26 protein-coding genes are annotated in these 24,094 nt (G+C 40.1%); 18 read left to right on the top strand and 8 right to left on the bottom strand.

The window, feature by feature from the left end; genetic code table 11:
* Positions 1-9: 9 nt before the first annotated feature.
* Entirely contained in the window at positions 10-429 is a 420-nt protein-coding gene (locus tag C1E24_RS10805) for a nucleotide triphosphate diphosphatase NUDT15 (RefSeq protein ID WP_138481336.1), read from the top strand.
* 211 nt (positions 430-640) lie between these two features.
* Here the strand turns inward: C1E24_RS10805 and C1E24_RS10800 are convergent, their stop codons facing one another.
* Together C1E24_RS10800 and udk are read right to left on the bottom strand one after the other, a co-directional pair.
* Complete coding sequence (locus C1E24_RS10800) at positions 641-1,867, bottom strand: NupC/NupG family nucleoside CNT transporter (protein ID WP_138481334.1); 1,227 nt, start codon at positions 1,865-1,867, stop codon at positions 641-643.
* Between the two features lie 15 nt (positions 1,868-1,882).
* The gene (gene udk, locus C1E24_RS10795) at positions 1,883-2,512 is read right to left on the bottom strand and encodes a uridine kinase (protein WP_058032252.1); all 630 of its coding nucleotides are present in this window, start codon (positions 2,510-2,512) and stop codon (positions 1,883-1,885) included.
* Between the two features lie 295 nt (positions 2,513-2,807).
* Between udk and C1E24_RS10790 the strand changes: the two genes are divergently transcribed.
* The 7 genes from C1E24_RS10790 to C1E24_RS10760 all read left to right on the top strand — a co-directional run bounded on the left by C1E24_RS10790 (position 2,808) and on the right by C1E24_RS10760 (position 7,620).
* Positions 2,808-4,022, top strand: coding sequence for a phosphopentomutase (locus C1E24_RS10790; RefSeq protein ID WP_138481332.1), 1,215 nt, complete (start codon positions 2,808-2,810; stop codon positions 4,020-4,022).
* Between the two features lie 13 nt (positions 4,023-4,035).
* Positions 4,036-4,737, top strand: a complete 702-nt coding sequence (gene deoD, locus C1E24_RS10785) for a purine-nucleoside phosphorylase (protein WP_138481330.1) — start codon at positions 4,036-4,038, stop codon at positions 4,735-4,737.
* A gap of 237 nt (positions 4,738-4,974) precedes the next feature.
* Positions 4,975-5,715 carry a ferredoxin--NADP reductase gene (locus C1E24_RS10780; RefSeq protein WP_138481328.1) on the top strand — a complete coding sequence of 247 codons (741 nt, stop codon included), beginning with the start codon at positions 4,975-4,977 and terminating at the stop codon, positions 5,713-5,715.
* Positions 5,716-5,780: 65 nt separating this feature from the next.
* Entirely contained in the window at positions 5,781-6,239 is a 459-nt protein-coding gene (locus C1E24_RS10775) for a nuclear transport factor 2 family protein (RefSeq protein WP_138481326.1), read from the top strand.
* A 5-nt stretch (positions 6,240-6,244) separates the two neighbouring features.
* Entirely contained in the window at positions 6,245-6,559 is a 315-nt protein-coding gene (locus C1E24_RS10770) for a hypothetical protein (RefSeq protein ID WP_138481324.1), read from the top strand.
* Between the two features lie 27 nt (positions 6,560-6,586).
* Positions 6,587-7,306 carry a substrate-binding periplasmic protein gene (locus C1E24_RS10765; RefSeq protein WP_138481322.1) on the top strand — a complete coding sequence of 240 codons (720 nt, stop codon included), beginning with the start codon at positions 6,587-6,589 and terminating at the stop codon, positions 7,304-7,306.
* Between the two features lie 56 nt (positions 7,307-7,362).
* Positions 7,363-7,620, top strand: coding sequence for a DUF2999 family protein (locus tag C1E24_RS10760; RefSeq protein WP_138481320.1), 258 nt, complete (start codon positions 7,363-7,365; stop codon positions 7,618-7,620).
* A gap of 35 nt (positions 7,621-7,655) precedes the next feature.
* Here the strand turns inward: C1E24_RS10760 and C1E24_RS10755 are convergent, their stop codons facing one another.
* From C1E24_RS10755 to C1E24_RS10745, 3 genes are all read right to left on the bottom strand, one after another.
* On the bottom strand, positions 7,656-8,114 hold the full coding sequence (locus C1E24_RS10755) for a hypothetical protein (protein ID WP_138481318.1): 459 nt from the start codon (positions 8,112-8,114) through the stop codon (positions 7,656-7,658).
* A gap of 185 nt (positions 8,115-8,299) precedes the next feature.
* Positions 8,300-9,841, bottom strand: a complete 1,542-nt coding sequence (locus C1E24_RS10750) for a methyl-accepting chemotaxis protein (protein WP_138481316.1) — start codon at positions 9,839-9,841, stop codon at positions 8,300-8,302.
* A 173-nt stretch (positions 9,842-10,014) separates the two neighbouring features.
* Positions 10,015-10,614 carry a GNAT family N-acetyltransferase gene (locus C1E24_RS10745; protein ID WP_138481314.1) on the bottom strand — a complete coding sequence of 200 codons (600 nt, stop codon included), beginning with the start codon at positions 10,612-10,614 and terminating at the stop codon, positions 10,015-10,017.
* Positions 10,615-10,789: 175 nt separating this feature from the next.
* Between C1E24_RS10745 and C1E24_RS10740 the strand changes: the two genes are divergently transcribed.
* Both C1E24_RS10740 and C1E24_RS10735 read left to right on the top strand, forming a co-directional pair.
* Entirely contained in the window at positions 10,790-11,665 is an 876-nt protein-coding gene (locus C1E24_RS10740) for an amino acid ABC transporter substrate-binding protein (protein ID WP_138481312.1), read from the top strand.
* Positions 11,666-11,745: 80 nt separating this feature from the next.
* Complete coding sequence (locus C1E24_RS10735; protein ID WP_138481311.1) at positions 11,746-13,206, top strand: PLP-dependent aminotransferase family protein; 1,461 nt, start codon at positions 11,746-11,748, stop codon at positions 13,204-13,206.
* Position 13,207: 1 nt separating this feature from the next.
* Here the strand turns inward: C1E24_RS10735 and C1E24_RS10730 are convergent, their stop codons facing one another.
* Together C1E24_RS10730 and C1E24_RS10725 are read right to left on the bottom strand one after the other, a co-directional pair.
* On the bottom strand, positions 13,208-13,675 hold the full coding sequence (locus C1E24_RS10730) for an SRPBCC family protein (RefSeq protein WP_138481309.1): 468 nt from the start codon (positions 13,673-13,675) through the stop codon (positions 13,208-13,210).
* A gap of 253 nt (positions 13,676-13,928) precedes the next feature.
* The gene (locus tag C1E24_RS10725) at positions 13,929-14,414 is read right to left on the bottom strand and encodes a SixA phosphatase family protein (RefSeq protein WP_171040863.1); all 486 of its coding nucleotides are present in this window, start codon (positions 14,412-14,414) and stop codon (positions 13,929-13,931) included.
* A 403-nt stretch (positions 14,415-14,817) separates the two neighbouring features.
* Here C1E24_RS10725 and C1E24_RS10720 point away from each other — a divergent pair, with 403 nt between their 5' ends.
* From C1E24_RS10720 to C1E24_RS10695, 6 genes are all read left to right on the top strand, one after another.
* Entirely contained in the window at positions 14,818-16,074 is a 1,257-nt protein-coding gene (locus C1E24_RS10720) for an efflux RND transporter periplasmic adaptor subunit (RefSeq protein WP_138481307.1), read from the top strand.
* Between the two features lie 89 nt (positions 16,075-16,163).
* A complete protein-coding gene (locus C1E24_RS10715) occupies positions 16,164-16,868 on the top strand; it encodes an ABC transporter ATP-binding protein (protein WP_058032267.1) in 705 nt (234 codons plus the stop codon).
* 1 nt (position 16,869) lies between these two features.
* Positions 16,870-18,183, top strand: a complete 1,314-nt coding sequence (locus tag C1E24_RS10710; protein ID WP_138481305.1) for an ABC transporter permease — start codon at positions 16,870-16,872, stop codon at positions 18,181-18,183.
* 9 nt (positions 18,184-18,192) lie between these two features.
* A complete protein-coding gene (locus tag C1E24_RS10705) occupies positions 18,193-19,401 on the top strand; it encodes an ABC transporter permease (protein ID WP_138481303.1) in 1,209 nt (402 codons plus the stop codon).
* 75 nt (positions 19,402-19,476) lie between these two features.
* On the top strand, positions 19,477-20,808 hold the full coding sequence (locus C1E24_RS10700) for a sigma-54-dependent transcriptional regulator (RefSeq protein ID WP_138481302.1): 1,332 nt from the start codon (positions 19,477-19,479) through the stop codon (positions 20,806-20,808).
* Between the two features lie 15 nt (positions 20,809-20,823).
* Positions 20,824-22,164, top strand: coding sequence for a sensor histidine kinase (locus C1E24_RS10695; RefSeq protein ID WP_138481300.1), 1,341 nt, complete (start codon positions 20,824-20,826; stop codon positions 22,162-22,164).
* Between the two features lie 407 nt (positions 22,165-22,571).
* Here the strand turns inward: C1E24_RS10695 and C1E24_RS10690 are convergent, their stop codons facing one another.
* Positions 22,572-22,877 carry a hypothetical protein gene (locus C1E24_RS10690; RefSeq protein ID WP_138481298.1) on the bottom strand — a complete coding sequence of 102 codons (306 nt, stop codon included), beginning with the start codon at positions 22,875-22,877 and terminating at the stop codon, positions 22,572-22,574.
* 142 nt (positions 22,878-23,019) lie between these two features.
* On the opposite strand from C1E24_RS10690, the gene C1E24_RS10685 reads away from it, so the two are divergent.
* Both C1E24_RS10685 and C1E24_RS10680 read left to right on the top strand, forming a co-directional pair.
* Entirely contained in the window at positions 23,020-23,484 is a 465-nt protein-coding gene (locus tag C1E24_RS10685; protein WP_240721992.1) for a TerB family tellurite resistance protein, read from the top strand.
* Between the two features lie 309 nt (positions 23,485-23,793).
* Positions 23,794-24,078 carry a hypothetical protein gene (locus tag C1E24_RS10680; protein ID WP_138481295.1) on the top strand — a complete coding sequence of 95 codons (285 nt, stop codon included), beginning with the start codon at positions 23,794-23,796 and terminating at the stop codon, positions 24,076-24,078.
* Positions 24,079-24,094 lie beyond the last annotated feature (16 nt).

Here is a 24,094-nt window from a genome sequence, read left to right as displayed (position 1 = left end):
GCAAATATTATGTCAGAACATGTTCGAGTGGGTGTTGCAGTTGTCATTATTCGTGATGGTAAAATTCTACTCGGTGAACGTATTGGGTCGCATGGCGCAAATACGTGGGCCACACCAGGTGGTCATTTAGAAATGGGCGAAGAAATAGCGGCTTGTGCAATCAGAGAGACGCTAGAAGAGACTGGTTTGAAGGTTTCTGAAGTAAGTCAGTTGGGCTTTTCTAACGATGTATTTAACCCATTAAATAAACATTATGTGACTTTGTACGTGGTGGCAAATAGTGTAGAAGGCGAGCCTGAAATCATGGAGCCAAATAAGTGCCTAGGTTGGCAATGGTTTGGGTTAGATGAATTACCAAAGCCATTATTCTTGTCATTAGAGAACTTTTTAAAGCAAGGGATGTTACAGACGTTAATTGAGAAAACATAAGTTAAGGAAGGTAACAGAGGAGTAGGGGCATATTTTCCATTGAAACTCTTTCATGGAAAACTTTTCATTGAAAGAATAGCTTGCACCAGAAACGATAAAAGGGCCATAAAGGCCCTTTGGTGAAGTATCGTTCAAGTTAGTGTGGTTACTTTAACCCCTTAAAGCAACCAACCAATTGTTTTGCAAATTTTAGGGAAATCTCGTTAAGTTTCTAAGCTAGCGAGAGGAAAAACCCTGCAATTGCGGCGCTCATTAGGTTAGCCATTGACCCTGCTAAAACCGCCCTGAGCCCTAAGCGTGCGATATCCTTTCTTCGACTCGGCGCCATACCGCCAAGTCCGCCTAGTAAGATTGCAATCGATGAAAGGTTAGCAAATCCACATAACGCAAATGTGACAATTGCTTGTGTATGTGCACTTAACCCTTCTCGATAATTCATAAAGTCTAGATAAGCAACGAATTCGTTAACTACTAGCTTTTGTCCGATAAAACTACCGGCAGTTACAGCTTCGCTCCAAGGAACACCAAGTAACCATGCAACCGGTGCGAAAACGTAACCTAAAATCTCTTGTAATGTTAGGGTCGGATGGTCAAACCAAGCACCAATACCGCCTAACAAACCATTTAATAATGCAATTAATGCTACGAAAGCAAGTAGCATAGCACCTACGTTCAGTGCTAAGTGCATACCACTTGACGCACCAGATGCAGCTGCATCGATCACATTTACTGGTTTTTCTTCATCAGACATAACATCTGATAAGTCTTGCTTTGGTGTTTCTGTCTCTGGCACGATCATTTTTGCCATTAAGAAACCACCTGGTGCAGCCATAAAGCTGGCAGCAATTAAATATTTAAGCTCAACACCAATTGCAACGTAACCTGCCATAACAGAACCTGCTACGGTTGCAAGGCCACCTACCATCACAGCAAATAACTCTGACTTGGTCATGCTTGGAATAAACGGTTTTACAATTAACGGTGCTTCCGTTTGTCCCACAAAGATATTAGCTGTTGCAGAAAGCGACTCCGGACGAGACGTTTTAAGCAATTTTTGTAAACCACCACCTAAAATCTTAATAACCCATGTCATTATGCCTAGGTGATAAAGTACTGCGACTAGCGCAGAGAAAAATACGATGACCGGTAATACTTGGATCGCAAAAATAAAACCAATATTACTGTCACTTTTGGCAAGAGAACCGAATAAAAACTCGATACCGTCGCCTGCATAGCCAATTACCGCTGACACTTTGCTTGATAATTGGTCAAGTATGTTTCTACCAGCTTCTGAAAATAGTACGAAACCACCGATAAAAAGCTGTAGTGCAAACGCCACCCCAACAGTACGCAAATTAATAGCTTTGCGATCCGTTGACGCTGCAAATGCAATACCCAGCAGGGCCATCATGCCCACTAGGCTCATTATTGTTGTCATGGTAAATTCCCGTTTTTATTCTTGTAGCAAATATTTTATCTTGCTTTTGATTATATCAATCGCCACGCGATTCATGCCACCGCGTGTAACCACTAAATCAGCTGAATGTTTAGATGGTTCTATAAATTGATAGAACATGGGTCTTACCGTTGCTTGATACTGCTCCACAACAGACTGTAGTGTTCGGCCTCGCTGCTCGATGTCACGCTGCGTACGACGCAGTAAACAAATATCAAGAGGCGTATCAATAAATACTTTTATATCAAACTCTTTACATAACTCAGGGTCGCTGAGTAATAAAATGCCTTCAACAATTAATATTTTTGCAGGGTTAACCTGACGAGTTTCCTTACTACGAGTATGTTGCGCATAATCGTAACTTGGTACTTCTACAGACTGACCAGATCTTAATTGCTCTAAATGCGATTTAAGAAGCTCATGTTCAAATGCATCCGGATGGTCATAGTTTGTTTGTGTTCTATGCTCAAACGGTAAATGCGATTGATCTTTGTAATAGGCATCTTCTTCGATGATGGCAATAGAACCATCTTCTAGCTCATTTACAAGCTCGTTATAAATAGTTTGCGTAAAAAGAGATTTGCCAGATGCAGATGCACCAGCAATAGCTATAATTGTTCGTGTCACTAAAGTTCACACCCAACTGTTGATTCACTCGGAAGATCACAATAGCAAAAAAGACACGAATAATCTCTTTTGCTTCGCTTAGGGAGCAAATTTAGCGATTTTGATATTTCTGCGACAGGACTTATGTCCGCTTGCTAAAAACAGGGCTTTTATGACATTTTCGTGACAATTGGCGTCTAGTTTTAAAAGCGGACTTATGTCCTGTACGCTGTTGTTAACCAACTATTAAAGTATTCAACACTGATTCGGAGGCAATTATTTATTCTCCAGATTGGCATAAGTTAAGAGGTAAATTATGGCAAGAGCAATTATCCTGATGGCAGACAGCTTAGGCGTAGGTGCCGCTCCAGATGCAGAACAATTTGGAGACTTAGGAGCAAATACCCTTGCGCACCTTTTAGCTGCATACAAAGAAGATAAAGGAGAAGCACTTCCTTTACCTAACTTAACTAAACTTGGTTTAGTAGATGCTTGTGAAGCAGCGGGTAAAGAAGCGTGTGAAGTGGCAGAACGCTCAGTGCCAAAGGCGGCTTGGGGTTATGCAAAAGAGCTTTCAAGCGGTAAAGACACGCCATCTGGTCATTGGGAAATGGCGGGCGTACCTGTGTTGTTTGATTGGGGCTATTTTCCTAATACACAACCTTGCTTCCCTGAAGAATTTGTTAATGAATTGTGCAAACGCGCCGAAATTCCAGGAATTTTAGGCAACTGTTACGGTTCAGGTACCGTTATTTTAGAACAACTGGGTGAAGAGCATGTAAAAACGGGCATGCCAATTTGTTATACCTCAGTTGATAGTGTGTTCCAAATAGCCGCACACGAGCAATCATTCGGCCTTGACAAGCTTTATCAAGTATGTGAAATCGCACGGGCACTGCTTGATGATATGAATATAGGGCGAGTGATTGCGCGGCCATTTATAGGCACTTCGAGTGCCGACTTTATGCGAACAGGTAATCGTAGAGATTACTCTGTGCTACCTCCTGCACCAACATTATTAGACAAGTTGGCGCATGATGGTGGTGAAGTGATCAGCATTGGTAAAATTTCTGATATTTATGCTCACCAAGGCATAACTCAGAAACATAAAGCGCCAGGCTTGATGAATTTACTAGAGAAAACCTCTGAAATCATCGACAGCGCCCCTGATCACAGTTTGATTTTCACAAATCTTGTGGATTTTGACGAAAAATTTGGTCACAGACGTAATGCCGTAGGTTACGCAGAAGCGCTAAAGCAATTCGATGATTACCTACCAACGATACTTAGTAAATTACAGAATGATGATTTATTAATTATTACGGCAGATCATGGCTGCGATCCAACAGCACCGGGTACAGATCACACACGTGAATATGTACCGGTACTGGCTTATACACCGGGGATTGACAATATCGCTCTCGGCGAACGACAAAGTTTTGCTGACATAGGTCAAACCCTTGCCCAGTGGTTTAATTTATCAACACTTGACTACGGCGACAGCTTTGCTGACGACCTGATCAAGGCGTAAGAAGGAAAAGAGAATGAGTACTCCTCATATCAATGCGAACAATGGTGATTTTGCTGAAACGGTATTAATGCCCGGTGACCCTTTACGCGCAAAATATATTGCAGAAAACTTCCTTGAAGACGCTCGCCAAGTTACAGGTGTTCGTAACATGTTTGGTTTTACAGGCACATACAATGGTAAACCTGTAAGCATCATGGGTTCGGGTATGGGCATTCCATCAATGTCAATTTATGCGCGTGAACTTGTTGTTAGTTACGGTGTTAAGAACCTTATTCGCATCGGTACATGTGGTGGTATTAGCCAAGACATTAAAATCCGTGATGTTATTTTTGCACAAGGTGCAAGTACAGATTCAAATGTAAACCGCGCTCGAGTTCGCGGTTATGATTTCGCAGCAATTGCTGATTTTGGTTTACTTGAAAGCGGCGTTAATGCAGCACGTAAGCTAGGTATTGAAGCGAAAGTAGGTAATGTATTCACGACTGATACTTTCTACCAAGCTGATGGTTCTTTCTATGAAGAATTAGACAAGTTAGGTGTATTAGCAGTCGATATGGAAACTGCAGGCATGTATGGCGTTGCAGCAGAATATGGTGCAAGAGCAATGGCGTTATTCACGGTAAGTGACCATGTGATCACAGGTGAAGCAACACCGGCTGAAGAAAGACAAAGTACATTTAACGAAATGGTTAAGATTGCTTTAGAGTCAATCTAACGATTTCATACAGAGTTTTAAGTTGTTATTTGCTCGTTGGGTTTTGAGCAAAAAAGTTCCTTGGTAACGTAATCGCTGATTTTTGGAGACACGCCCAAAATGAAAGCGAATCACACCCCAAAAGGCCGCACTGAATAGTGTGGCTTTTTTTTGCCTAAAATTTATGAACTGCTGAGATTTTGACATATCTGTGCTATCTGCCACAGTTATAAAGTGTGAAATTAACAGAGCTTTTATATGTCTCAATGGGTTAGTGGAAAAATCACGGAAGTAAATTGGTGGACGCCAACACTTTTTAGTATCAAGGTTGCTGCAGATGTGGCCCCTTTTCAAGCAGGTCAGTTTACCAAGTTGGCGATGACAGTTGGTGAAAAAAGAGTTGCCCGTGCTTACTCGTATGTCAATGCTCCTAAAGATCCTGTTCTTGAGTTCTACCTGACAGAGGTTGAAGGCGGTAAGTTAACGTCAGGTCTTGTTGAACTTTCAGTCGGTGACAGCATTGAGGTTGAAGCGAAAGCAAACGGCTTTTTAACCATTGAAGAATCACCTAAGCGAGAGGTTCTTTGGATGATAGCGTCAGGCACAGGTATTGGCCCTTTTTTGTCTATTTTGGCTGACGGCAAGGTGTGGGATAAATATCAACAAGTCGTACTTATACATAGCGTTAGGTTTAATACAGATTTAACCTATCAAGACTTTATAAATGCACACCAAAAGCTGTTTAAGCAATTTACTTACTTACCCCTAGTTACGCGAGAAATGCCAGAGAAGGGGTTACGAGGTAGAATCACAGATCTAATTCAAAGCAATGAAATAGCGAAGTATTTCAATCAAGAACGTTTACCTGAAGATTCTCATTTTATGATTTGTGGAAATCCAGACATGGTAAAAGACTCGGCGCAACTTCTTCAAACGCTCGGTTATTCAAGGCACCGACGTTCTGAGCCTGGTCATATATCAGTCGAACAATACTGGTAAGCTATGAAAAAAGACTGAGATTTGATAAGGTGCTCAGGTTTATGTTGTATTTTTATTAGGTACTTATGAGATTTTTTAGTTTTATCACTTTGTTATTTTTTTCATTTGCAATTAATGCAAATCCAGCCTTTGAAGAAAAGGCGGCTGCACTAAGTAATATTAAAACAGCAGAAGAAAAAGCAGCTGAAAAAGTAATAGATGAGTTAATTGTTGCCTATAATCAACAAAACATTAAATCATTCTTGGCTTTATATGCTGATGATGTAGAGTTCTACATGTACCCACAAAAACTCATGTTTACGGGTAAAGAAGATTTAATCAAACGTTATGGTTTGATGTTTAAGAAAATGAAATGCTTAAATGCAAAATCGCTTAAGCGAATTGTGCATGGCAGTATTGTTATTGATCATGAAAGCTCAGAAATTTGCACCCAGCAAGCAGGTGTAGTTGATAAGCACTCTGAGTTTGTAACTAGCTACCAGATTGAAAAAGGAAAAATCAAAAAGGTGGTCTTTTTTAGGTAAGTAAAATGAGCAAAGACATGAGGATCCAACTTCTTTACCGTGTTGAACCCGGTTGTTTGGGTCCTGATGGTATCGATTACATTGAAGAGTTTTGTCAATTCGCAGTGAAGAAAATACCGCCTCCCAATTATGCTATTTTTTCTTTTGTTCCAAGATATGACAAGCTACTCGATGAAAAAGAGTACTCTTTATTGAATCGCAAACTTACTCAAGGACAAGTCGATAGCTATTTTCAAAAAATAGAAAAGCCGCTAGAAGAGTTTGAATCGCAAGTTGATGAGTTAATCGCATTCGCGGTTGATGCATTTTTTGATAGGTGAGTCTCTATTACTTGCCTTGAGGAATAAATGAAAATTTTTCTTTATTTAGCCTTACTTTTCAGTATTAAGGTATCATCGTCAGAAACTCTCCATGTCGTGACTGAAGAGTGGTTACCCTATAACTATACAAATGCTGAAGGGCAGCTTGTTGGCCGCTCTACAGACAAAGTGAGAGCTGTTTTATCTGATGCTGGTGTTGAATATAAAATAACAAGCTATCCATGGTTACGCTCTATGCATTTGGCTAAGACACAAGCCAATACCATGATCTACTCAATTTATCGAACGTCCGAACGAGAAAAACTATTTCAATGGGTTTGCCCGCTAATGGCTCCAGTGAAAGAGTATTTATTTGCGTTAAAAACAAGAAATGATATTCAGATCAACTCTCTTGATGATGCGAAACAATATGTGATTTCTATTGTGCGTGGTAGCGTAAGTGAAGGGTATCTGACAGACGCAGGTTTTAAGCCTGGGTTAAATTTAGATCTCACTTCAGATCCTAGTTCAACACCTAGAAAGTTACTTGGTGGAAGAGTAGATCTGATTTTACACACTGAATACACTGCCTCAGAGAGGATGAAAGAGCTCGGGTATGATTACTCTATGCTCAGAAAAGTCATCGAGGTAAAAGAAATAGATAATCGCCGAGCTTGCATGGCATTTAGCCTTAAAACTGATAAAGCCTTAGTGAAGCGCGTTCAATTAGCGCTTGATAAATATAACAAACTTAATGGCGAGAGTTGAAAACAATGATTTTGCCCATACATAAAGCGTTATAAACTAATTGCGAGTGATAAATTATGAATCCAATTATTGCCATTCTTAAAGAAAATAATATTGCTGATGAACAGATTAACCAACTATTTGAAGCACTAACTGAAAACCCACTTATGGCGATGGGGATTGTGCAACAACTAGGTATCCCTCAAGAAAAGCTTCAGCAGTTAATGGGCTTAGTCATGCAAAATCCAGGTTTGATTAAAGAGGCTGTGGAAGAGTTAGGTCTAGATTTTGCAAAAGTTCAAGCTGCAAAAGAAAAGCTGACTAACCAGCAATAAAGCATTATAAGCGGGACTTGTCCCGCTTATATAAATTAAACGTTTACTTTATATAAATTAAGCTCTCTCTCAGACTTCAGTATATTTTCAACTCTTTCCTTATTTTCCTCTTGTGCTTCAATGTACATTGCAAGTGCGTCTTCTTTATCCTTGAGCATATCTTGGCATGATACATAATGAGAAACTTGCTCGATGCCAATTAATCCGCAAACCCAGATACTAAAGAGCACAACAACTACTCCGCCAATCACAAATAGACCGGAAGAAAGATTAGTCATAGAAGCTGCAATAAATGCTGAAATGACGACTAGCAGAGCAAATAATGATTCAGCTTTAATGAGGTGAGCGACCTTGTTTGTCAGCCAGATGTGCCAAGGATGTGGTTCGTGGTTACACAGGTGAGTAATGTCCTCAACGTAGGCAATTCCTTTTACTTTATCTTCAATGTTTCTGAAGGTTTTGTAGTTTTGACTGGTAATTAAATAATACAGCATGGTATTGGCCTCGCGTGAGATGGTACAAGTCATTACGCTGAGAACAGTGAAGCGATCGCTCTGAAGGGCTTTATTTGAAGTATTTGGTCAACATTAAGAACTATAGTTTTATGATTTGTAAATAATGCAGTACAAAAAGTGGTCGATTAGTGGGCGCTGCGTGACTTAAGCCACGCAACTTGATGTTAGCAAAATTGCTGGATGAGTTTGGTTTGCTGCTCGATTTGGCTTAACAGCTCTTGGCTTAAGTTATGAGAATGTTGACCATGTTGCCCACCTAAGTCGGCCAGTTCACTTACGCTCTCAACATTGAGGTTGATTTGTTTAATGACCACGGACTGCTGTTCTATTGCGGCTGCAACCGAACGGTTAAGATCAGCCAGTTCGGTAACATGGGACTGAATCGTCGATAGGCTTTCACCATTCTTACTTGCAAGCTCCACACTGGTGTTAGACAAAAGGTTTCCTTGGTCCATCGAGCTAACAGCACTTTGTGATACATCATTCAGCTCTTGGACTAGCTGGGTTATCTCTTCTGTTGATGCTTGAGTCTTTTGAGCCAAGGCCCTTACTTCATCTGCGACAACAGAAAAACCTCTGCCATGATCGCCGGCTCTTGCTGCTTCAATCGCGGCATTTAATGCCAGCAAGTTAGTTTGCTCAGCAATTGAATTGATGACATTCAAAATGCCATGGATTTTCTCATTTCCAGCAACCAATCTAGATACGGCTTGGTTAACCTCAGCTAAATGCTCATCTAAATGATGTATGGCATCAATAACTTTATCTACCGATGATTTACCATCTTGAGTGTGTTGCTCTGAAGCCATTGCAGCGCGTGAGGCTCGTTCTACATTCGTATTCAACTCTTCGATGGTGACGGTGAAGTCTTGCATGCATAGCACCATTTGCTGAACTTCATTATTTTGTTTTTTTAATAGCTCTGAGACTTGTTGCCCACTTTGAGTATTTTTTTGTGCATTTATATTTACCCTAAGAGACTCATCATTGACCCGTCCAACAACCGCTCTGACTTTGGCTTGTTGCATTTTTATTGCTAAAGATAATGAACCAACGGCATCGTTATGCCCTGAATACAAGAATGACATAAGTGGGTTATCATACGCTTCTTTGGCCTCTTTGAGGGTATAAAGATAACGCTTACGCCATCTCAATTGCATGTATGAAGTTAACATAAGCAAAATAGCGAGCGCCAAAATGGCAGTTGAAAAGGTGAAGGCCAATGTCATAAAAGCAATAGCGCTTGATGCAACCAAACCATAGCTTATCCATTTGGTGCTATCGTAATAACGGTTGGCAACTTGCCCGGCTTGTATTTTTTTGTATGCGCGTTCAGCACGCTTTTTAACTTTGTCGTTTAGATGGGTTCTGACAGATTGATACTCAATGATCTTACCCTGCTCATTTTTTATGGGCGTCACAAAGGCATTCACCCAATAAAATCGACCATCTTTGCTTTTGTTTTTAACTGGGCCCATCCAAGAGTTACCTCCTTGAATTGTGTCCCACATATTGGCAAAAGCTGCTTTAGGCATATCATTGTGGCGCACTAAGTTGTGTGGCTGACCATACATTTCTGAGGTGCTAAAACCAGAGACATCACAAAAAGCCTCATTAGCATAGGTGATCCTGCTACTGGGATCTGTGGTTGAAAGTAGAACGGTTTCTTTTGTTAGTGTTATTTCTTGAGTGTGCCGTGAACTCATACTGGCATTCCATCCTGTTAATGCAAGACGGGCAATATAGTCAAATAAGGTTGATTTATAAACAAAATAACCTAGGTGACTGACTTAATTTAGAGCTGATTTGATGAAGATCAGAAGGAGCCCATAAATTAGAACTGACTCCCTTATTATTGTATTAAATCAATTAAATTGTTTTAGTTTTGTGCAGTTTCAGTTGCTTGCATTCGTTTCGTTAACTTAGCTTTTATATCTGGCCATTGATCGTCAGTGATACTGAAAATGGCTGAATTTCTAAAATTACCGTTAGGTAATTTACGTTGTTTGTATGCTAATCCTTCAAATCTGGCACCAATACGCGAAATGGCATTTCTTGAAACCTTATTATTTTCATGTGTACATAAGGTGACTCTCACTAAGTTTAAATCCTCAAAGGCATGGCTGAGTAGTAGATACTTTGCATGGGTATTTACATAGGTTTTTTGTGCTGACTTAGCAATGAATGTATGACCAATTTCGGCACTATGATTGTGTGTATCAAGTCGAAATAACCGTGTAGTGCCAACGACAGCTCCGCAGGCTTTATCTATGATTGCCATGACAATTTGTTCATTCTGGTTAAATTGTGCGGTGTTTTTAAACCACAAAGCTAACTTTTCTTCGCTCTCACAATAATTGTTAAACACCCATCGCCAAATATCAGGGTGGCTGCCTGCTTTAAAGAGGGCACCTAGATGATTTTCAGTTAATGGCGTGAGCTTAACTTTTTCGGTCTCTAATGAAATGGGTTTTAACATCTTCGTAATTCCTTATCGTCGCAATGATCTCTAAGGGCAAGTTAGCTGTTATTAGGTCTAACAAATACAACCAGAGCGGAACAAACAACTAGACCAGTGTTAATAGTTTTTTATTATTGAGTTAATAAGTAAATTACGATTTAATGACAGTGCGTTGAGAAGATTAAGGATTGATATGACCCGCCTACTATTATTGTGTTTTTGTATGCTTTGGCACAGTGCTAGCATAGCCGAAATAGACAACTCAACGATAACCATAGCCATACAAGATGATATAAAACAGCAGTACTTTGAGTTTTTAGACAATAGACACATATTAGACGTAAACGACTACAGCAGCTTAAAAGCTTCTCGCGATGTTGTTGAACATGCTTTACTTGTTAAAGCAATTCGCCTTGGCGGATTTAAATTACCAATTAACTATATTCAAGTTGATCATCCGCCTCGTAGAATTAAATTGATGAAGCAAGGAGTAATCCATTTAAGTGCGACGCCTCTTTGGTTAAATGAGATTAAACAGTTTGAGCATAAATTGCATATTAGTAGCGCCGTGTTAGAAGCGGGTCGTGCAGAAGCTGGGTTATATACGCATAGCGACAATGTTGATGTGCTGTCAGTTAAGCAACCCGCTGAATTAGTTAAGTTAATCGCAGTTTCAAATCAAAATTGGCAACATGATTGGAAAATACTTAAACAATTAAACTTTAATGGTATGTATCACACAGGTAAGTACACGACCATGTTGGATATGCTCTATAAAAGACGAGCTGATGTGATGCTAGGCCCGTTTCATAACTCTGATGATTTGAGCTTTAAACATAATGGGCAAACCTATCTACCGATCAAAAACTTAAAAATCATTATGCCTGACAGCCGTCATTTTCCCGTAGCGCGTTTCACAGCTCAAAGCCAGCCTTTGATCAAAGCGCTCCAAAAAGGGCTATCAATTTTAAAAGAAACCGGTGAAATTGAAAAAGCGTATCGCCAGTCTGGATACGTGAATGACAAGGTCAGCAGTTGGCAGATTATTAATGCTCCTGCAAAATTATAGCTAATTCGATAGAATTCAGGTGAGGTCGGATTAACTATGTTGGTAACCATGAAAACGCAATTTTGTGAAACTACAGTATCATGCAGCCGTTAGAGATTGTTTTTAGTGATGGTAAAGCAAAATACTTGCAAATTATTGATATATATCGCAATGCAATTCAGTCAGGTTCATTGTTACCTGGCACAGCGCTTCCGTCAGCCAGAGCTCTTGCTTTTTATTACCAAGTAAATCGTCACACTGTGATGAACGCTTTACAAGGCTTAGTGGCTGAAGGGTGGCTGACTTCTATACAAAGAAGCGGGTATGTTGTAAGTGAGCATTTACCAATTGAGGCCAGTGAAAAATATACTAAACAAAGAAGTGTAAAACCATTTGAGTATAATTTTTCGATGCCCTTTCAACAGACAAGTGAAATTGAACTTTCTGCTTTTGACTATATTTTTGCCGGAGGTTTGCCTGATTTATCTGCTTTTCCTAAACAGAAGTTTAAACAATCTTTGAGTATGGCCGCAAGGCAATTCAACGCCCATGACATGCATTATTCAGATAGTGCAGGATTACCTTCACTTAAACACCAAATTTTGAGATACCTTGGTCAGGCAAGAGCGCTAAATGTTGATGATTTACTTATCTGTAATGGCTCACAAGAAGCTTTATATTTGGTTGCTAAAGGGTTTATCAATCAAGGTGACTTTGTTGCGATTGAGACCTTAGGCTACCCGCCTGCAAGACAGGTATTCGAGAGTTGTGGTGCTGCACTAGTCGATATTGCACAAGATGAGCAGGGGATATGTGTTGATGACTTAGAAACCCAGCTAAAACTGAGAAAAATCAAGCTACTATATCTAACTCCATTACATCAATACCCGACTACAGTGACACTGCCAATAGCTAGACGTCTGGAGATTTACCGGTTGTGCTATCAATATGGTGTGCTGATCATTGAAGACGATTATGATCATGAATTTCACTATCAGTGTCGGCCTCTGCAACCAATCGCGGCAGATGATCCCGCGGGTATTGTGATTTATATATCGACCTTTTCTAAAATAATGTGTGCGGGAGCGAGACTTGGCTATTTACATGCTGCCAAACCCGTTTTAGCGCATTTAAAAGGGCTAAAAAAGCTTATTAATCATAAAAATGACGTCTTTACTCAACTGGCGGTCGCGCACTGGATGGAGACAGGAGAGTTTGAACGTCACTTAAAGCGTATGACCAAATCATATAAAGCGCGATGGCAAGCAATGAATAGTACCCTTAATGCTTTAAAAGCGCGGGGCTTAAACCTCTCATTTACCAAGCCTGATGGCGGTATGGCATTTTGGCTAAACTGCCATCAAGATGTGGTTACGTTAAAATTGAGAGGCAGAGAAAAGGGTATTTATTTTCAATCGGAAGAAGAGTTTTATCACTCTAATTCAGTCCGTTCTTTAAAGCCAAATGATGGCAAGATTAGTCATATTCGCTTAGGGTTTGCTTCACAAACAGTTGAGCAAGCAGAAGCCGGTATATACAAAATCTTTTCAGAACAATTATAACTTACTCAGTGTTTAAATTATGGATCGCTAACACCGCACTTTTAATGTCTTTTAAGTCTTCTTGCATGGTTTTTTTAAGTTGTTCTGTCATGAATCGTGACATGAGCTTTGCCATTATTTTTGCAAATAAGCTTTGCGGAACACCTGTAAAACCCATAATAAGTTCACATTGATCTTTGCCTTCGACAATTTTCATCTCAGAGTAATAATCGCAACCATGATTTTGTGCTTTGGTCTTATAAAATACATTGGTTTGTGACTCTGTGATCCACATTGTCTCTGTGGCATCTTTACCAAACATGGATCTGGTTTCTTGCCATTTTAGGCCTTTTAGCCCCTCTTTAGGTTGCTCAATAATCACTAGGCTTTTTATGGCAGAAATGTGCTGGTGGGCATGACGTATATCGCTTATGACGCGCCATACTTGCTCTTTTTTTGCTGGAATAATAATGGACTGTTGAACGTTCATAAAATTCTATGCTTGATAATACCAATCCTCAATAATACCTAATCATTTTAAGGGATTAAAACTGATGCTACCTGTGTTGAAAATTTCTTATTTAGAACAACTAAATAGCAAAATTTTCGCCTTGTTAGCAACGAGTTTTCTTTGCCTCAAAATAGATCACTTAATTAAGAGGACTGGTATAATTTTTTATAAAGTATAGATATAGAATGTCGATTTTTCACGTTACAAAAGCGTTATCTTTGAATCGAGAATATCACTTTGCTTTAGCTGATGTTTTGTGACGGATCAGTTGGTACTTATCGCCATGCAAGCGCAGTTCATATAGTTTATCGTATTCATCTTCCTCAATGTTGACTCGATGCCCTGAAAGCAGCTTCACAAGTTGAGGTGTTGTATTACTGTGACCTAAAACAACGGCTACACCATTTAATAACTTTAACTCACCTGCAAATTGTACTAATTCTCTTGGGTTATAGCTTTGGACTTTTAGCAATGTAGCTTTTGCCAGTGGCGCGATGGTTTGTTGAGTTCGGTTGTAATCAGTACTGAACAGCTGTGTTGGTTTGGCTGACTGAAGTTGTTTGGCAATGTTTTTAGCTCTGAACTTTCCTTTATCCGTTAATGACGGATCACTACCACTGGCTTTTTCACTGTGGCGTAATAAAAAGATTTGCTCTGGTTGTGCCATAAGTTGACTCGAAAAGAGCAAAGCGATAACCGCTAATAAACTGAACTTCATTTTTATACTCCTTAATCTCAGTTTAGATACCGTTGTTAATTCTTACATTAACAGTCTATTACTTCATTTCAATGACTTAAGCATTTTTTTCATTGCGTGAGTGACTTATACCAATCCTCAAAATAGATCACTTAATTAAGAGGGTTGGTATTAGTTAAAAAGTGTCCGGTGCGGACACTTTTATCGTCCGCGGACAAGCGTACAAGAACCTATAAACAGGTAACTGCATGATAATATTGGGTTTTAAATTTTGGCACAGTCTTGGTATCTATTTAGACATAATAGGCTCAGGAGCAAGACAATGATTTTAACGACCGCTTTTTTTGTATCACCCCTTTTGATGTTGTTGATGTCATTACTTATCAGCTGCACCGAGCAATTTTTGAATCAATAAGGAATGAGTATGATCAGAGATACCAGTGGCCAAGATCAAATGGTCCAACATAAGCCTAAAAAACTAAAACCTGTACTGTTGATTGCTGGTGTGCTGTCGCTTGTTACTTGGGCAGGCTACGCCATGATGAATACCGATAATGTCAGTCAGTCTGTTGATAAAGCACAGCTACAAATTGCGACGGTCATTAAAGGAGACTTGGTCAGAGATATAGCGACAACAGGTAAAATAGTTGCTGCTAATGCACCAAAAGCTTACAGCCCAGAGCAAGGCTTTGTTACGTTGCAAGTGAAAGCAGGTGACAGTGTACAGAAGGGACAGGTGATTGCAGAGGTTGAAAGCCCAGAGCTTAACAACAGTTTAAAGCAGCAAGAATCAGAGCTTGCCAGACTGCAAGGCGAACTTGCCAGAAGTGAGCTAGAAGCAAGGCGCCAAACATTGGCTCTAAATAAAACTTTAGACATGGCGCAAGTAGAACTCAGCGCCGCTGAGCGTGAAAACCGCCGAGCAAAACTCTCAATAGAGAAAAGCCTGATCAGTCAAATTGATTTAGAAAAAGCCGTCGATGATTTAGCCAAAGCTAAGCTGACCTTTAAACATGCACAGCAAGAGGTTGAGCTCGCCAAAGATACCTTGGCGTTTGAGTTACAATCATCACAAAGCCAAGTTGCTAGACAGCAACTGGTGGTTGATGAACTTCAAAGAAAAGTTCGTAATTTAAATGTGAAAGCCAGTGTATCGGGCATCGTTGGTAACTTGCTGGTGCAACCTAAAGCTATGGTGACTAAAAACCAAGCCTTACTCACTTTAGTCGACTTGTCCGCTTTTGAAGCCGAGCTACAAGTGCCAGAAAGCTATGCCAATGATTTAGGGATCGGCATGCAAGTAGAGCTGAAAATGGGTACTGAGTTAGTTAAAGGTACTTTGTCAGCCATTTCGCCAGAGGTGAATAACCGAGAAGTAACCACACGTGTGCGCTTTAACCAAAGTGATATTAGCAATATACGTCAAAACCAGCGTTTATCAGGGCGTATCTTATTAGAAAACCGCAGCGATGTATTAATGGTAAAGCGTGGAGCATTTATGAATGCGGGTGGCTATGTGGCTTACAAGCTTAATGGCGAACGCGCAGAGCGCATCGAAATCAACACAGGTGTCACCAGTATTAACCATGTGGAAGTGTTAAGTGGGCTTACACCAGGCGATGAAATCATCATTTCAAATTACGACACATTTAAAAATGCCGATGCCGTATTGTTGAGATAAGTACTTCTTAGATAAGTATCGTTGAAATAACAACAAGCACATTTAGGCATCATCAACAGAATATAGACCGAATTAAAAAGGAAAGAACAATGTTAAAAATGAATAATATCAGCAAGATGTATCAAACAGAGATGGTTCAAACACATGCTTTACGTGACTTTAATTTAAATGTTGAAGAAGGGGAGTTTATTGCTGTAACAGGCCCATCAGGCTCAGGTAAAACCACCTTTTTGAATATTGCAGGTATGTTAGAACCCTTCACTGGTGGCGAATACTTATTGGATGGCATTGATGTTGGCAAACTGAATGACAATCAACGTGCGGACTTACGTAACCAAAAGATTGGTTTTATCTTCCAGGGCTTTAACCTCATTCCAGATTTAAACTTGTACGAAAACGTTGAAGTACCTTTACGTTATCGCGGGATCAAAGCGGCTGAGCGCAAGCGCAGAATAGAGCAGTGTTTGGAGCAAGTGGGGCTAGCTAGCCGTGCTAAGCATTTACCTCAGCAACTATCGGGTGGTCAGCAGCAGCGAGTTGCTATTGCTCGAGCGCTGGCTGGTGAACCACGCTTTTTATTGGCCGATGAACCAACAGGTAATCTAGATAGCTTAATGGCACGTCAAGTCATGGAGCTGCTTGAACAAATTAACCGAGATGGCGCCACCATAATCATGGTAACGCACGACGCGGAGTTAGCTCGTCGAGCACCGCGCAATATTCAGGTAGTAGACGGCCAACTTGCTGATTTTACGCTATATCAGGGTAATCCAAATATGGCAGTAGGAGCTTAATATGTTCAGTCATTATATAGATTTAAGTTGGCGGAGCTTTAAGCGTACGCCGCTAGTAAGCCTGTTAATGGTGATTGCCATAGGGGTTGGTATTGGTATTACGATGACCAGCTTGTCGGTTTACCACATGATGTCGATGGACCCTATTCCTGAAAAGAGTGACAAACTGTTTGCGGTACAACTGCAAAGCATGGATGAAGGAGAAAGCTGGTGGTCACCTGACAGCATGCCATACCAGTTAACTTATCGTGATACTGAAAATTTATTAAACGCGGATTTACCATTTAAACGTGCAGCTTTGATGAAAACCGGTTTTTCGGTGCACTTAAACTCAGATAAAGTGAAACCATTTTTAGAGCAAACACGAGTGGCGTCAAGAGATGCATTTGATATGTTTAATCTGTCATTCATCAATGGCGGTGTGTGGAGCAAAGAGCAGGAAAGTAGTGCAGCTCCTGTTGCTGTAATCTCGCAGAGCATTAGCAAAAAATTATTCGGTACGAGTAATAGTGTAGGAGAAACCTTTTATCTTGATGATTTAAGTGTGCGAGTTGTCGGGGTGATCGAAGACTGGAAATTACACATAAAATATTTCGACCTAAACAATGGCTCTTTCAACAAACCAGAACATATTTTTATTCCGTTTTCATTGATCAAAGCGAATGAAATCGATACTTGGGGAAACACCAATGGTTGGAAACATGAACCTGTAAAAGTGTTTAATGACAAGCTGCAATCAGAAAAGTTTTGGTTACAGTTTTGGGTAGAGTTAAACAATGCCTCTGAAAAACGTGTTTTTGAAGCGTATTTAGAAAATTATATTGCTGAAGAAAAGAAAGCTGGACGTTTTACGCGCGAAAAAGCCGAATATAAGCTTAGAGATGTAAATCAATGGATCAGTTACTGGGAGGTAGTGAACGAAGATAACAAGATTATGGTCGCACTGAGCTTTATGTTTTTGGCGGTGTGTTTAGCTAATATTCTTGGTCTTTTACTGGCGAAATTTTTACGCAGAGCGCCAGAAGTGGGCGTACGACGAGCGCTTGGCGCAAGTAAAAAACAAGTGTTTTTTCAGCACATTGTTGAAGTTGGCATGTTGGGACTTTTTGGTGGTGTTATTGGCATTATTGTGGCGCAAGTTGGTCTATTTGGTATACGTCAAAGCCTGAGTTATTACGATGCACTCGCGAATATGGACATTTCAATGCTGATGACCGCGCCGTTAATCGCCATTTCAGCGTGTATTATCGCCGGTCTTTACCCCGCTTGGTTAGTATGTAACACCACACCAGCTACTTATCTTAAAACCCAATAGGAGCCAGACATGTTAGAAATTAAACCTATTTTCAATGCCTTGTTACGCTCCAAAGTGGGGGCAGTGTTGTTGTTAATACAAATAGCGATTACTACAGCCATTGTTAGCAATGCAGCTTTTATCATCAAAGACAGACTCGATTATTTAAACCAGCCAACGGGGTATGAAGAAGAAAATATTTTTAAGTTTAACGTAATGACCTTTGGCACTGACGTTGATTTAATCCAACAGGTAGATTTAGATGAGCAGATGCTAAGAGCCATGCCCGGGGTAGTCGATGCAGTACAGATTAGTGCTGTGCCACTGTCGGGGGGAGGTTCGTCAACGGGTTTTAGATTAAAACCCGTACCAGAAAAGTCAAAATCGGTGAACGCCAGTTACTTTGAAACAGACGAGCACGGTTTAAACACCTTAGGTGTCAATTTAATTGCTGGTCGCAACTTTACTGAAGATGAAGTGGTGTTGAATAGAGACTATAGTAAATTCCCTAAAGTGGCGTTGGCAACTAAAGCATTGATGGACGAACTGTATCCAGGTGAGGATGGATTAGGCAAAGTGATTTATATGGGCGACCAGCCTTTAACAATTGTCGGTATTATCGGCATGATGAAAGGTCCTTGGTTGAAACTTGAAAACCGTAAAGATAAATCAGTATTACTACCGACAGTAAGCCCAGGTAAGCTTCATCAGTTTTTAGTTCGCACAGAGCCAGAACGCCGCGCCGAAGTGATGAAGCAAATTGAAAGTGCGATGCATTCAAATTATGCAAAGCGCGTTATTCAAGATTTAACTGGTCTGGATGTTAAAAAAGCAGATTATGTTGCCGAAGACAGACTAATGATGCGTATGCTAGTGATATTAATTAGCGTACTAGTATTAGTGACAGCTTTGGGTATTTTTGGCCTTACCTTGTTTAATATTAATAAGCGCACGAAGCAAATTGGTACAAGACGCGCGTTAGGGGCTCGTAAATCAGCGATTATCAGCTATTTTGTGGTCGAAAACAGCCTAATTTGTATAGCTGGTTTAGTACTAGGGGTATGTGGTGCAGTGTTACTCGGTCAACAACTTATGGCACATTACTCAGTCCCTGCGTTATCAAACTGGTATGTTGCAATAACAGCTGTTGCCGTTTTTGTGATGAGTTTATTAGCAGTGATTGGCCCAGCAAGACGTGCTGCTAATATCGACCCAAGTATCGCAACACGAACAATTTAACTTCTAAATACTCAACCTCTTAGTTCGTGCTACACTCAAGCCTTTGGTGTAGCACGAATAATAAAAAGAAAATACATGGACAAAATACTCATCATTGATGATAACCAAGCTGTACTCGATGCATTATCGTTATTGCTTGAAATACATGGTTATGATGTTGTGACAGCACACACTCCTTTCGAAGCCGAGCAAGTTGTTCGCTATCAACGTATATCCCTAGCTATTCAAGACATGAACTTTACCGCTGACACAACATCGGGTGAAGAAGGCAAAAATCTCTTTTATCAACTTCGTGCACTCAATGCGCACTTACCTATTATTCTGATCACCGCCTGGACAGAGCTTGAAACCGCTATAGAGTTAGTGAAAGCGGGCGCCGCAGATTACATTGCCAAGCCTTGGGATGACAATAAATTACTGACTAGCATTGCAAATTTGATTGAACTGGGTAAAGCCAAACAAGACAACGATACATTTAACCGACAACAAGATGAGCGACACTCTGTCCATGAACAGGCAAATCTAGCTGGCCTTGTGTATGCAAGCACAGGCATGGAACGAGTGGTAGATATGGCATTGCAACTCGCTAAGTCAGACGTGTCGGTATTGATCACCGGGCCAAATGGCAGTGGTAAAGAACGTATTGCCGAAATTGTGCAGTTAAACTCTGCTCTGGCAGATAAACCATTTATTAAGGTAAATGCAGGCGCATTGCCCAGTGAGTTAATCGAGGCCGAGCTCTTTGGCGCAGAAGCGGGTGCCTACACAGGCGCTAATAAACAGCGTATTGGTCGTTTTGAAGCTGCTGATGGCGGCACGTTATTTTTAGATGAAATTGGCAATTTACCCCCGTCAGGACAAATGAAGCTACTTAGAGTTTTGCAAACGGGTGAGTTTGAGCGTTTAGGCTCAGTGCAAACACAAAAGGTCAGTGTACGGGTTATTTCGGCGACTAATGCTGACTTATTACAAGATATAAAAGCTGGCAGGTTTCGAGAAGATTTATATTACCGACTGAATGTCATAGAACTCAGGCTACCACCGCTGAGTGAGCGAAAAGACGACATCGTTCCACTTATAAAACACTTCTTGCCAGAGCGAGAATTTGGATTAGCCACTGAGCAGGCTTTGACGAGCTATGCTTGGCCGGGAAATGTCAGAGAGCTTGAAAACGCTTGTAAGCGTGCTGCTGTTCTAAAGCCAAGTGGCGCACTGGAGTTTACCGACTTTGGTTTGAACCAAGCACAAAATGTAACGATACCAAATTCAAACAAAGAACCCAATAAAGATGAAATAGAGGCGGCAATGCGTGAGTATCATGGGGTTGTTGCCAAAGTAGCAAGACATTTTGGGCTATCACGACAAGCGCTATATAGACGCCTACAAAAATTCGAAATCGACTATTAATAAAACTAAAACTTTATGAAATCACTCACAGCCACTCTCAGTACTCGACATAAATTACAGTTAGCTACAATTTTAAGTGTGGTCTTGGCGTTAGTACCTGTACTACTTGTGCTTGGCGCATCAAGTACACTCAGCCTGATTAGTTTGGGTTTGGCCGTTGTTTTAGCTTGGTTTGTGAGTGGTCTGATTACTCAACCAGTTAACTCAGGCATTAAAGCGTTAGAAACGGGTTTGTTAAACTTTAAAGACGGTGAGTTTTCGAGCTTGCTTGCATACAGTGAAGACGATGAACTTGGGCGTTTGTGTCTTACTTACAACCAAACCGCCGAGCAGCTTAGACAAGAAAAACAATGGATTTATCAGCGTGAATTGATGCTAGATAAAGTGTTGCAGTCTTCACCGCAGGCGCTGGTTTTAATAGATAGTAATAACCATGTGGTCTTTAGTAATCACAGTGCCAAACTGTTATTTAATAGTGAGCAGAAACTTGAAGGTCTAACTCGCAATGAACTCTATGCTTTTGGCAGTGAGCAAATTCAAAATGCGATGGAAGCAGGCAGAGATGGACTATTTCATCTAAAGCACACACATTCAAACGATAGTCAATTAAATCAAGATGACGAAGCCCAAACTTGGCACCTCTCAACCGGACAGTTTTTGTTAAATAACCATAGTCACCGTTTATATATTTTTAAACAGCTTACACGTGAACTGAGTCGTCAAGAAGTGGCAGTATGGAAGAAAGTGATACGCATCATCAGCCATGAGCTGAATAATTCATTGGGCCCTATGTCATCTATGCTGCATAGCGGAAAAATACTGACGCAAAACCTTGATGAACCGAGGCTGGGGCGAGTATTTTCGACCATGCAAGAGCGTATAAATCACTTGAATGAGTTTGTACAAGGCTATGGTAAGTTTGCCAAATTGCCTCAACCAAAACTCGAAGCAATTGATTGGTCGAGTTTATTAGACAGTGTTAAGCAAGAGTGGGCTTTTAGTATTGAAGGGGATATCCCAAACGTTGAATGCCTTGCAGACAGAGTTCAACTAGAGCAACTTCTAATTAATTTACTTAAAAATGCACACGAATCGGGCTCTGAATCCGAACAGATTAAAGTGAAGATTGAAGCTAAATCGAATGGCACACTATTAAGTGTCAGCGATGCGGGTAAAGGTATGAGTGAAGCCGTAATGGCGAATGCCCTTGTGCCTTTTTATTCAACAAAAGTCAGTGGTAGCGGTTTGGGGCTCGCACTTTGTAGAGAAATTGCAGAAGCCCATCATGGTCAACTGAGTTTACATAACAGAGGTGATGGAAAAACGGGCTTAGTTGTTCAGGTGTTTGTACCTTAAATTATACACACTCTCTATCTTTCTATTTCGCTGAGGTCAGAGTCTGAGTTTATTTTTTTGCTAGAGGAGGGTCTTTTGTTTAAGTAGATACGCCTTTCAGTCGGCTTTTGAGTTATCGTTACTCCCTGTTCGGCGCACGCTTTTTTAAATTCTTCATAATAAGTTTGCTGCTTTATTGAGCCGGAAGTAACTTCGAACATTTGTGATAAAATTATTGATGCACCATAGATGATAAAATTATCTTTTGGACCGAAATCAGTTATGCATTTTTAATGGAACAGGTGTGCTTTTTACGACTTTATAAGGCACATTGCATTCTTCTGTATAAACTTCATAGTACTTTTTACTCTTAATGCAGGCTGGAAGTAAAAGAGGGATCATGAGAATTAAAGTAAGTTTGTTCAGTTTCATGACTTAACCCCTTCGCTTTTTAGCTCGCAATTTGAGGGTTTTTCGAGCCAATACACGGTATTAGAAATAACCACAATACTACCTGATACCACAAAGCTAGCTGCAGTCACTAAACCATAACTAGCCATTAAGAGTGCACATGCTTCATTTGAGCAATTTGCCATGGGGATCGCTTCTTCTAGGGCTAACACCTTCTTTTTACGCATGACATTACATTTTTCATCATAGCTATGTGCGTTTTCTGGTACGTAAACGCACCCCGCTAAAAGAGTCAAAAGTAGTGCAGAGATAAGCGTTTTCATATGCATCCATGTAATTTTAAGTATCAGAACGAGGAGTGTATGTTATCAAGTGCCTAAATACTGTAAGAAAATGTTTATGAGTCGGTATAATCTGAAGAACAGAGATATAATCAAACTATATATAACAATCAGAGACATACTTGTGTTTAAAAAGCTTAAAGCATTATTAGCTGATTTCAGTAATGAATTACAGCAAACCAACAAGCCTGAGAATTCAATTGATTTTAATACTGGGCTCGCAGCTCTGTTAGTTGAAGTCATGCGCGCTGACAGCAAAATTGAGCAATCGGAACTAGATAAGATTGCCGAAATTTTAAAAACACAGTGTGAGCTAGATGAAAGCCAGGTTAAAGTTCTGATAGATAAAGTAAGACCTATGGTTGAAGCTGCGCTAGATTTGCACCAATTTGTAAAAGAAGTGAATGCGAAAACAAGCTATGAAGAACGTATGGAAGTTATCGAGTTGTTATGGCACGTTGCTTTTGCAGATGGTCATTTAGATGATTATGAAGATCACATCATTCGTAAAATATCGAGTTTGATGTATGTTGCACATGTAGATTTTGTGGCAGCTAAAATACGTGTGCAAGAGAGTTTAGATATCTAATCAAGTTTACTTTGCAAGTTTGTTTAGACTCTCAGCCTTCAATCATGATGCACTCATATCAATTTAACTACCTCACAAAAAGAGCAAAATAAAACACTGTTTTTATATACAGAGTTTTATTTTTGACGCATAACATTATTACAGCGCGTTTTGTCCAATTTTCACAACTGAGCAAAATTGGACATTCTAAACTCATGTTTACAATGAACTTTTCTTGTGTGAATATTGGGAGACGTAATATAGCCCGTTTTGCCTGTATTTTTATGGGTAATTTGGGAGAGAATAAACTGTTATGTTGCTAGGAGAGTTATGAGTAATACTGAGAAGTGGAAGCTAATATCAGAAGAGTTAATAGCAGCGTATAAACTTTTGTCCTCAGATATTAAAGAGTCTGATTTTGGTTATAGCAAAGAAGATTTTTTACAGTACTTATCCGTAAATGAGCTTCGTTTGGCTATGGAAGAATTAGATGGTGTAATGGAAAACAACACCAGCCCAGGCGTTTTGTTTTGGGAGCATATGATTAATGCCGCTAGCTTAATGAGTCGTCCTGAACATGCTACAAAATACGAGCGGTTTAAATTAGCAACATAACACATATGAACCTTCT

Source organism: Pseudoalteromonas phenolica, assembly GCF_005876835.1.
GTDB lineage: Bacteria > Pseudomonadota > Gammaproteobacteria > Enterobacterales > Alteromonadaceae > Pseudoalteromonas > Pseudoalteromonas phenolica_B.
Note: the sequence above shows the minus strand (reverse complement) of the source record. Positions and strands in the feature narration are given on the sequence as shown.

Bases quoted from the DNA above. Each gene is read 5' to 3' on its own strand.
- C1E24_RS10805 (WP_138481336.1), top strand. From the start codon at position 10: ATGTCAGAACATGTTCGAGTGGGTGTTGCAGTTGTCATTATTCGTGAT.
- C1E24_RS10800 (WP_138481334.1), bottom strand. From the start codon at position 1,867: ATGACAACAATAATGAGCCTAGTGGGCATGATGGCCCTGCTGGGTATT.
- C1E24_RS10790 (WP_138481332.1), top strand. From the start codon at position 2,808: ATGGCAAGAGCAATTATCCTGATGGCAGACAGCTTAGGCGTAGGTGCC.
- deoD (WP_138481330.1), top strand. From the start codon at position 4,036: ATGAGTACTCCTCATATCAATGCGAACAATGGTGATTTTGCTGAAACG.
- C1E24_RS10780 (WP_138481328.1), top strand. From the start codon at position 4,975: ATGTCTCAATGGGTTAGTGGAAAAATCACGGAAGTAAATTGGTGGACG.
- C1E24_RS10775 (WP_138481326.1), top strand. From the start codon at position 5,781: ATGAGATTTTTTAGTTTTATCACTTTGTTATTTTTTTCATTTGCAATT.
- C1E24_RS10770 (WP_138481324.1), top strand. From the start codon at position 6,245: ATGAGCAAAGACATGAGGATCCAACTTCTTTACCGTGTTGAACCCGGT.
- C1E24_RS10765 (WP_138481322.1), top strand. From the start codon at position 6,587: ATGAAAATTTTTCTTTATTTAGCCTTACTTTTCAGTATTAAGGTATCA.
- C1E24_RS10760 (WP_138481320.1), top strand. From the start codon at position 7,363: ATGAATCCAATTATTGCCATTCTTAAAGAAAATAATATTGCTGATGAA.
- C1E24_RS10755 (WP_138481318.1), bottom strand. From the start codon at position 8,114: ATGCTGTATTATTTAATTACCAGTCAAAACTACAAAACCTTCAGAAAC.
- C1E24_RS10750 (WP_138481316.1), bottom strand. From the start codon at position 9,841: ATGAGTTCACGGCACACTCAAGAAATAACACTAACAAAAGAAACCGTT.
- C1E24_RS10745 (WP_138481314.1), bottom strand. From the start codon at position 10,614: ATGTTAAAACCCATTTCATTAGAGACCGAAAAAGTTAAGCTCACGCCA.
- C1E24_RS10740 (WP_138481312.1), top strand. From the start codon at position 10,790: ATGACCCGCCTACTATTATTGTGTTTTTGTATGCTTTGGCACAGTGCT.
- C1E24_RS10735 (WP_138481311.1), top strand. From the start codon at position 11,746: ATGCAGCCGTTAGAGATTGTTTTTAGTGATGGTAAAGCAAAATACTTG.
- C1E24_RS10730 (WP_138481309.1), bottom strand. From the start codon at position 13,675: ATGAACGTTCAACAGTCCATTATTATTCCAGCAAAAAAAGAGCAAGTA.
- C1E24_RS10725 (WP_171040863.1), bottom strand. From the start codon at position 14,414: ATGAAGTTCAGTTTATTAGCGGTTATCGCTTTGCTCTTTTCGAGTCAA.
- C1E24_RS10720 (WP_138481307.1), top strand. From the start codon at position 14,818: ATGATCAGAGATACCAGTGGCCAAGATCAAATGGTCCAACATAAGCCT.
- C1E24_RS10715 (WP_058032267.1), top strand. From the start codon at position 16,164: ATGTTAAAAATGAATAATATCAGCAAGATGTATCAAACAGAGATGGTT.
- C1E24_RS10710 (WP_138481305.1), top strand. From the start codon at position 16,870: ATGTTCAGTCATTATATAGATTTAAGTTGGCGGAGCTTTAAGCGTACG.
- C1E24_RS10705 (WP_138481303.1), top strand. From the start codon at position 18,193: ATGTTAGAAATTAAACCTATTTTCAATGCCTTGTTACGCTCCAAAGTG.
- C1E24_RS10700 (WP_138481302.1), top strand. From the start codon at position 19,477: ATGGACAAAATACTCATCATTGATGATAACCAAGCTGTACTCGATGCA.
- C1E24_RS10695 (WP_138481300.1), top strand. From the start codon at position 20,824: ATGAAATCACTCACAGCCACTCTCAGTACTCGACATAAATTACAGTTA.
- C1E24_RS10690 (WP_138481298.1), bottom strand. From the start codon at position 22,877: ATGAAAACGCTTATCTCTGCACTACTTTTGACTCTTTTAGCGGGGTGC.
- C1E24_RS10680 (WP_138481295.1), top strand. From the start codon at position 23,794: ATGAGTAATACTGAGAAGTGGAAGCTAATATCAGAAGAGTTAATAGCA.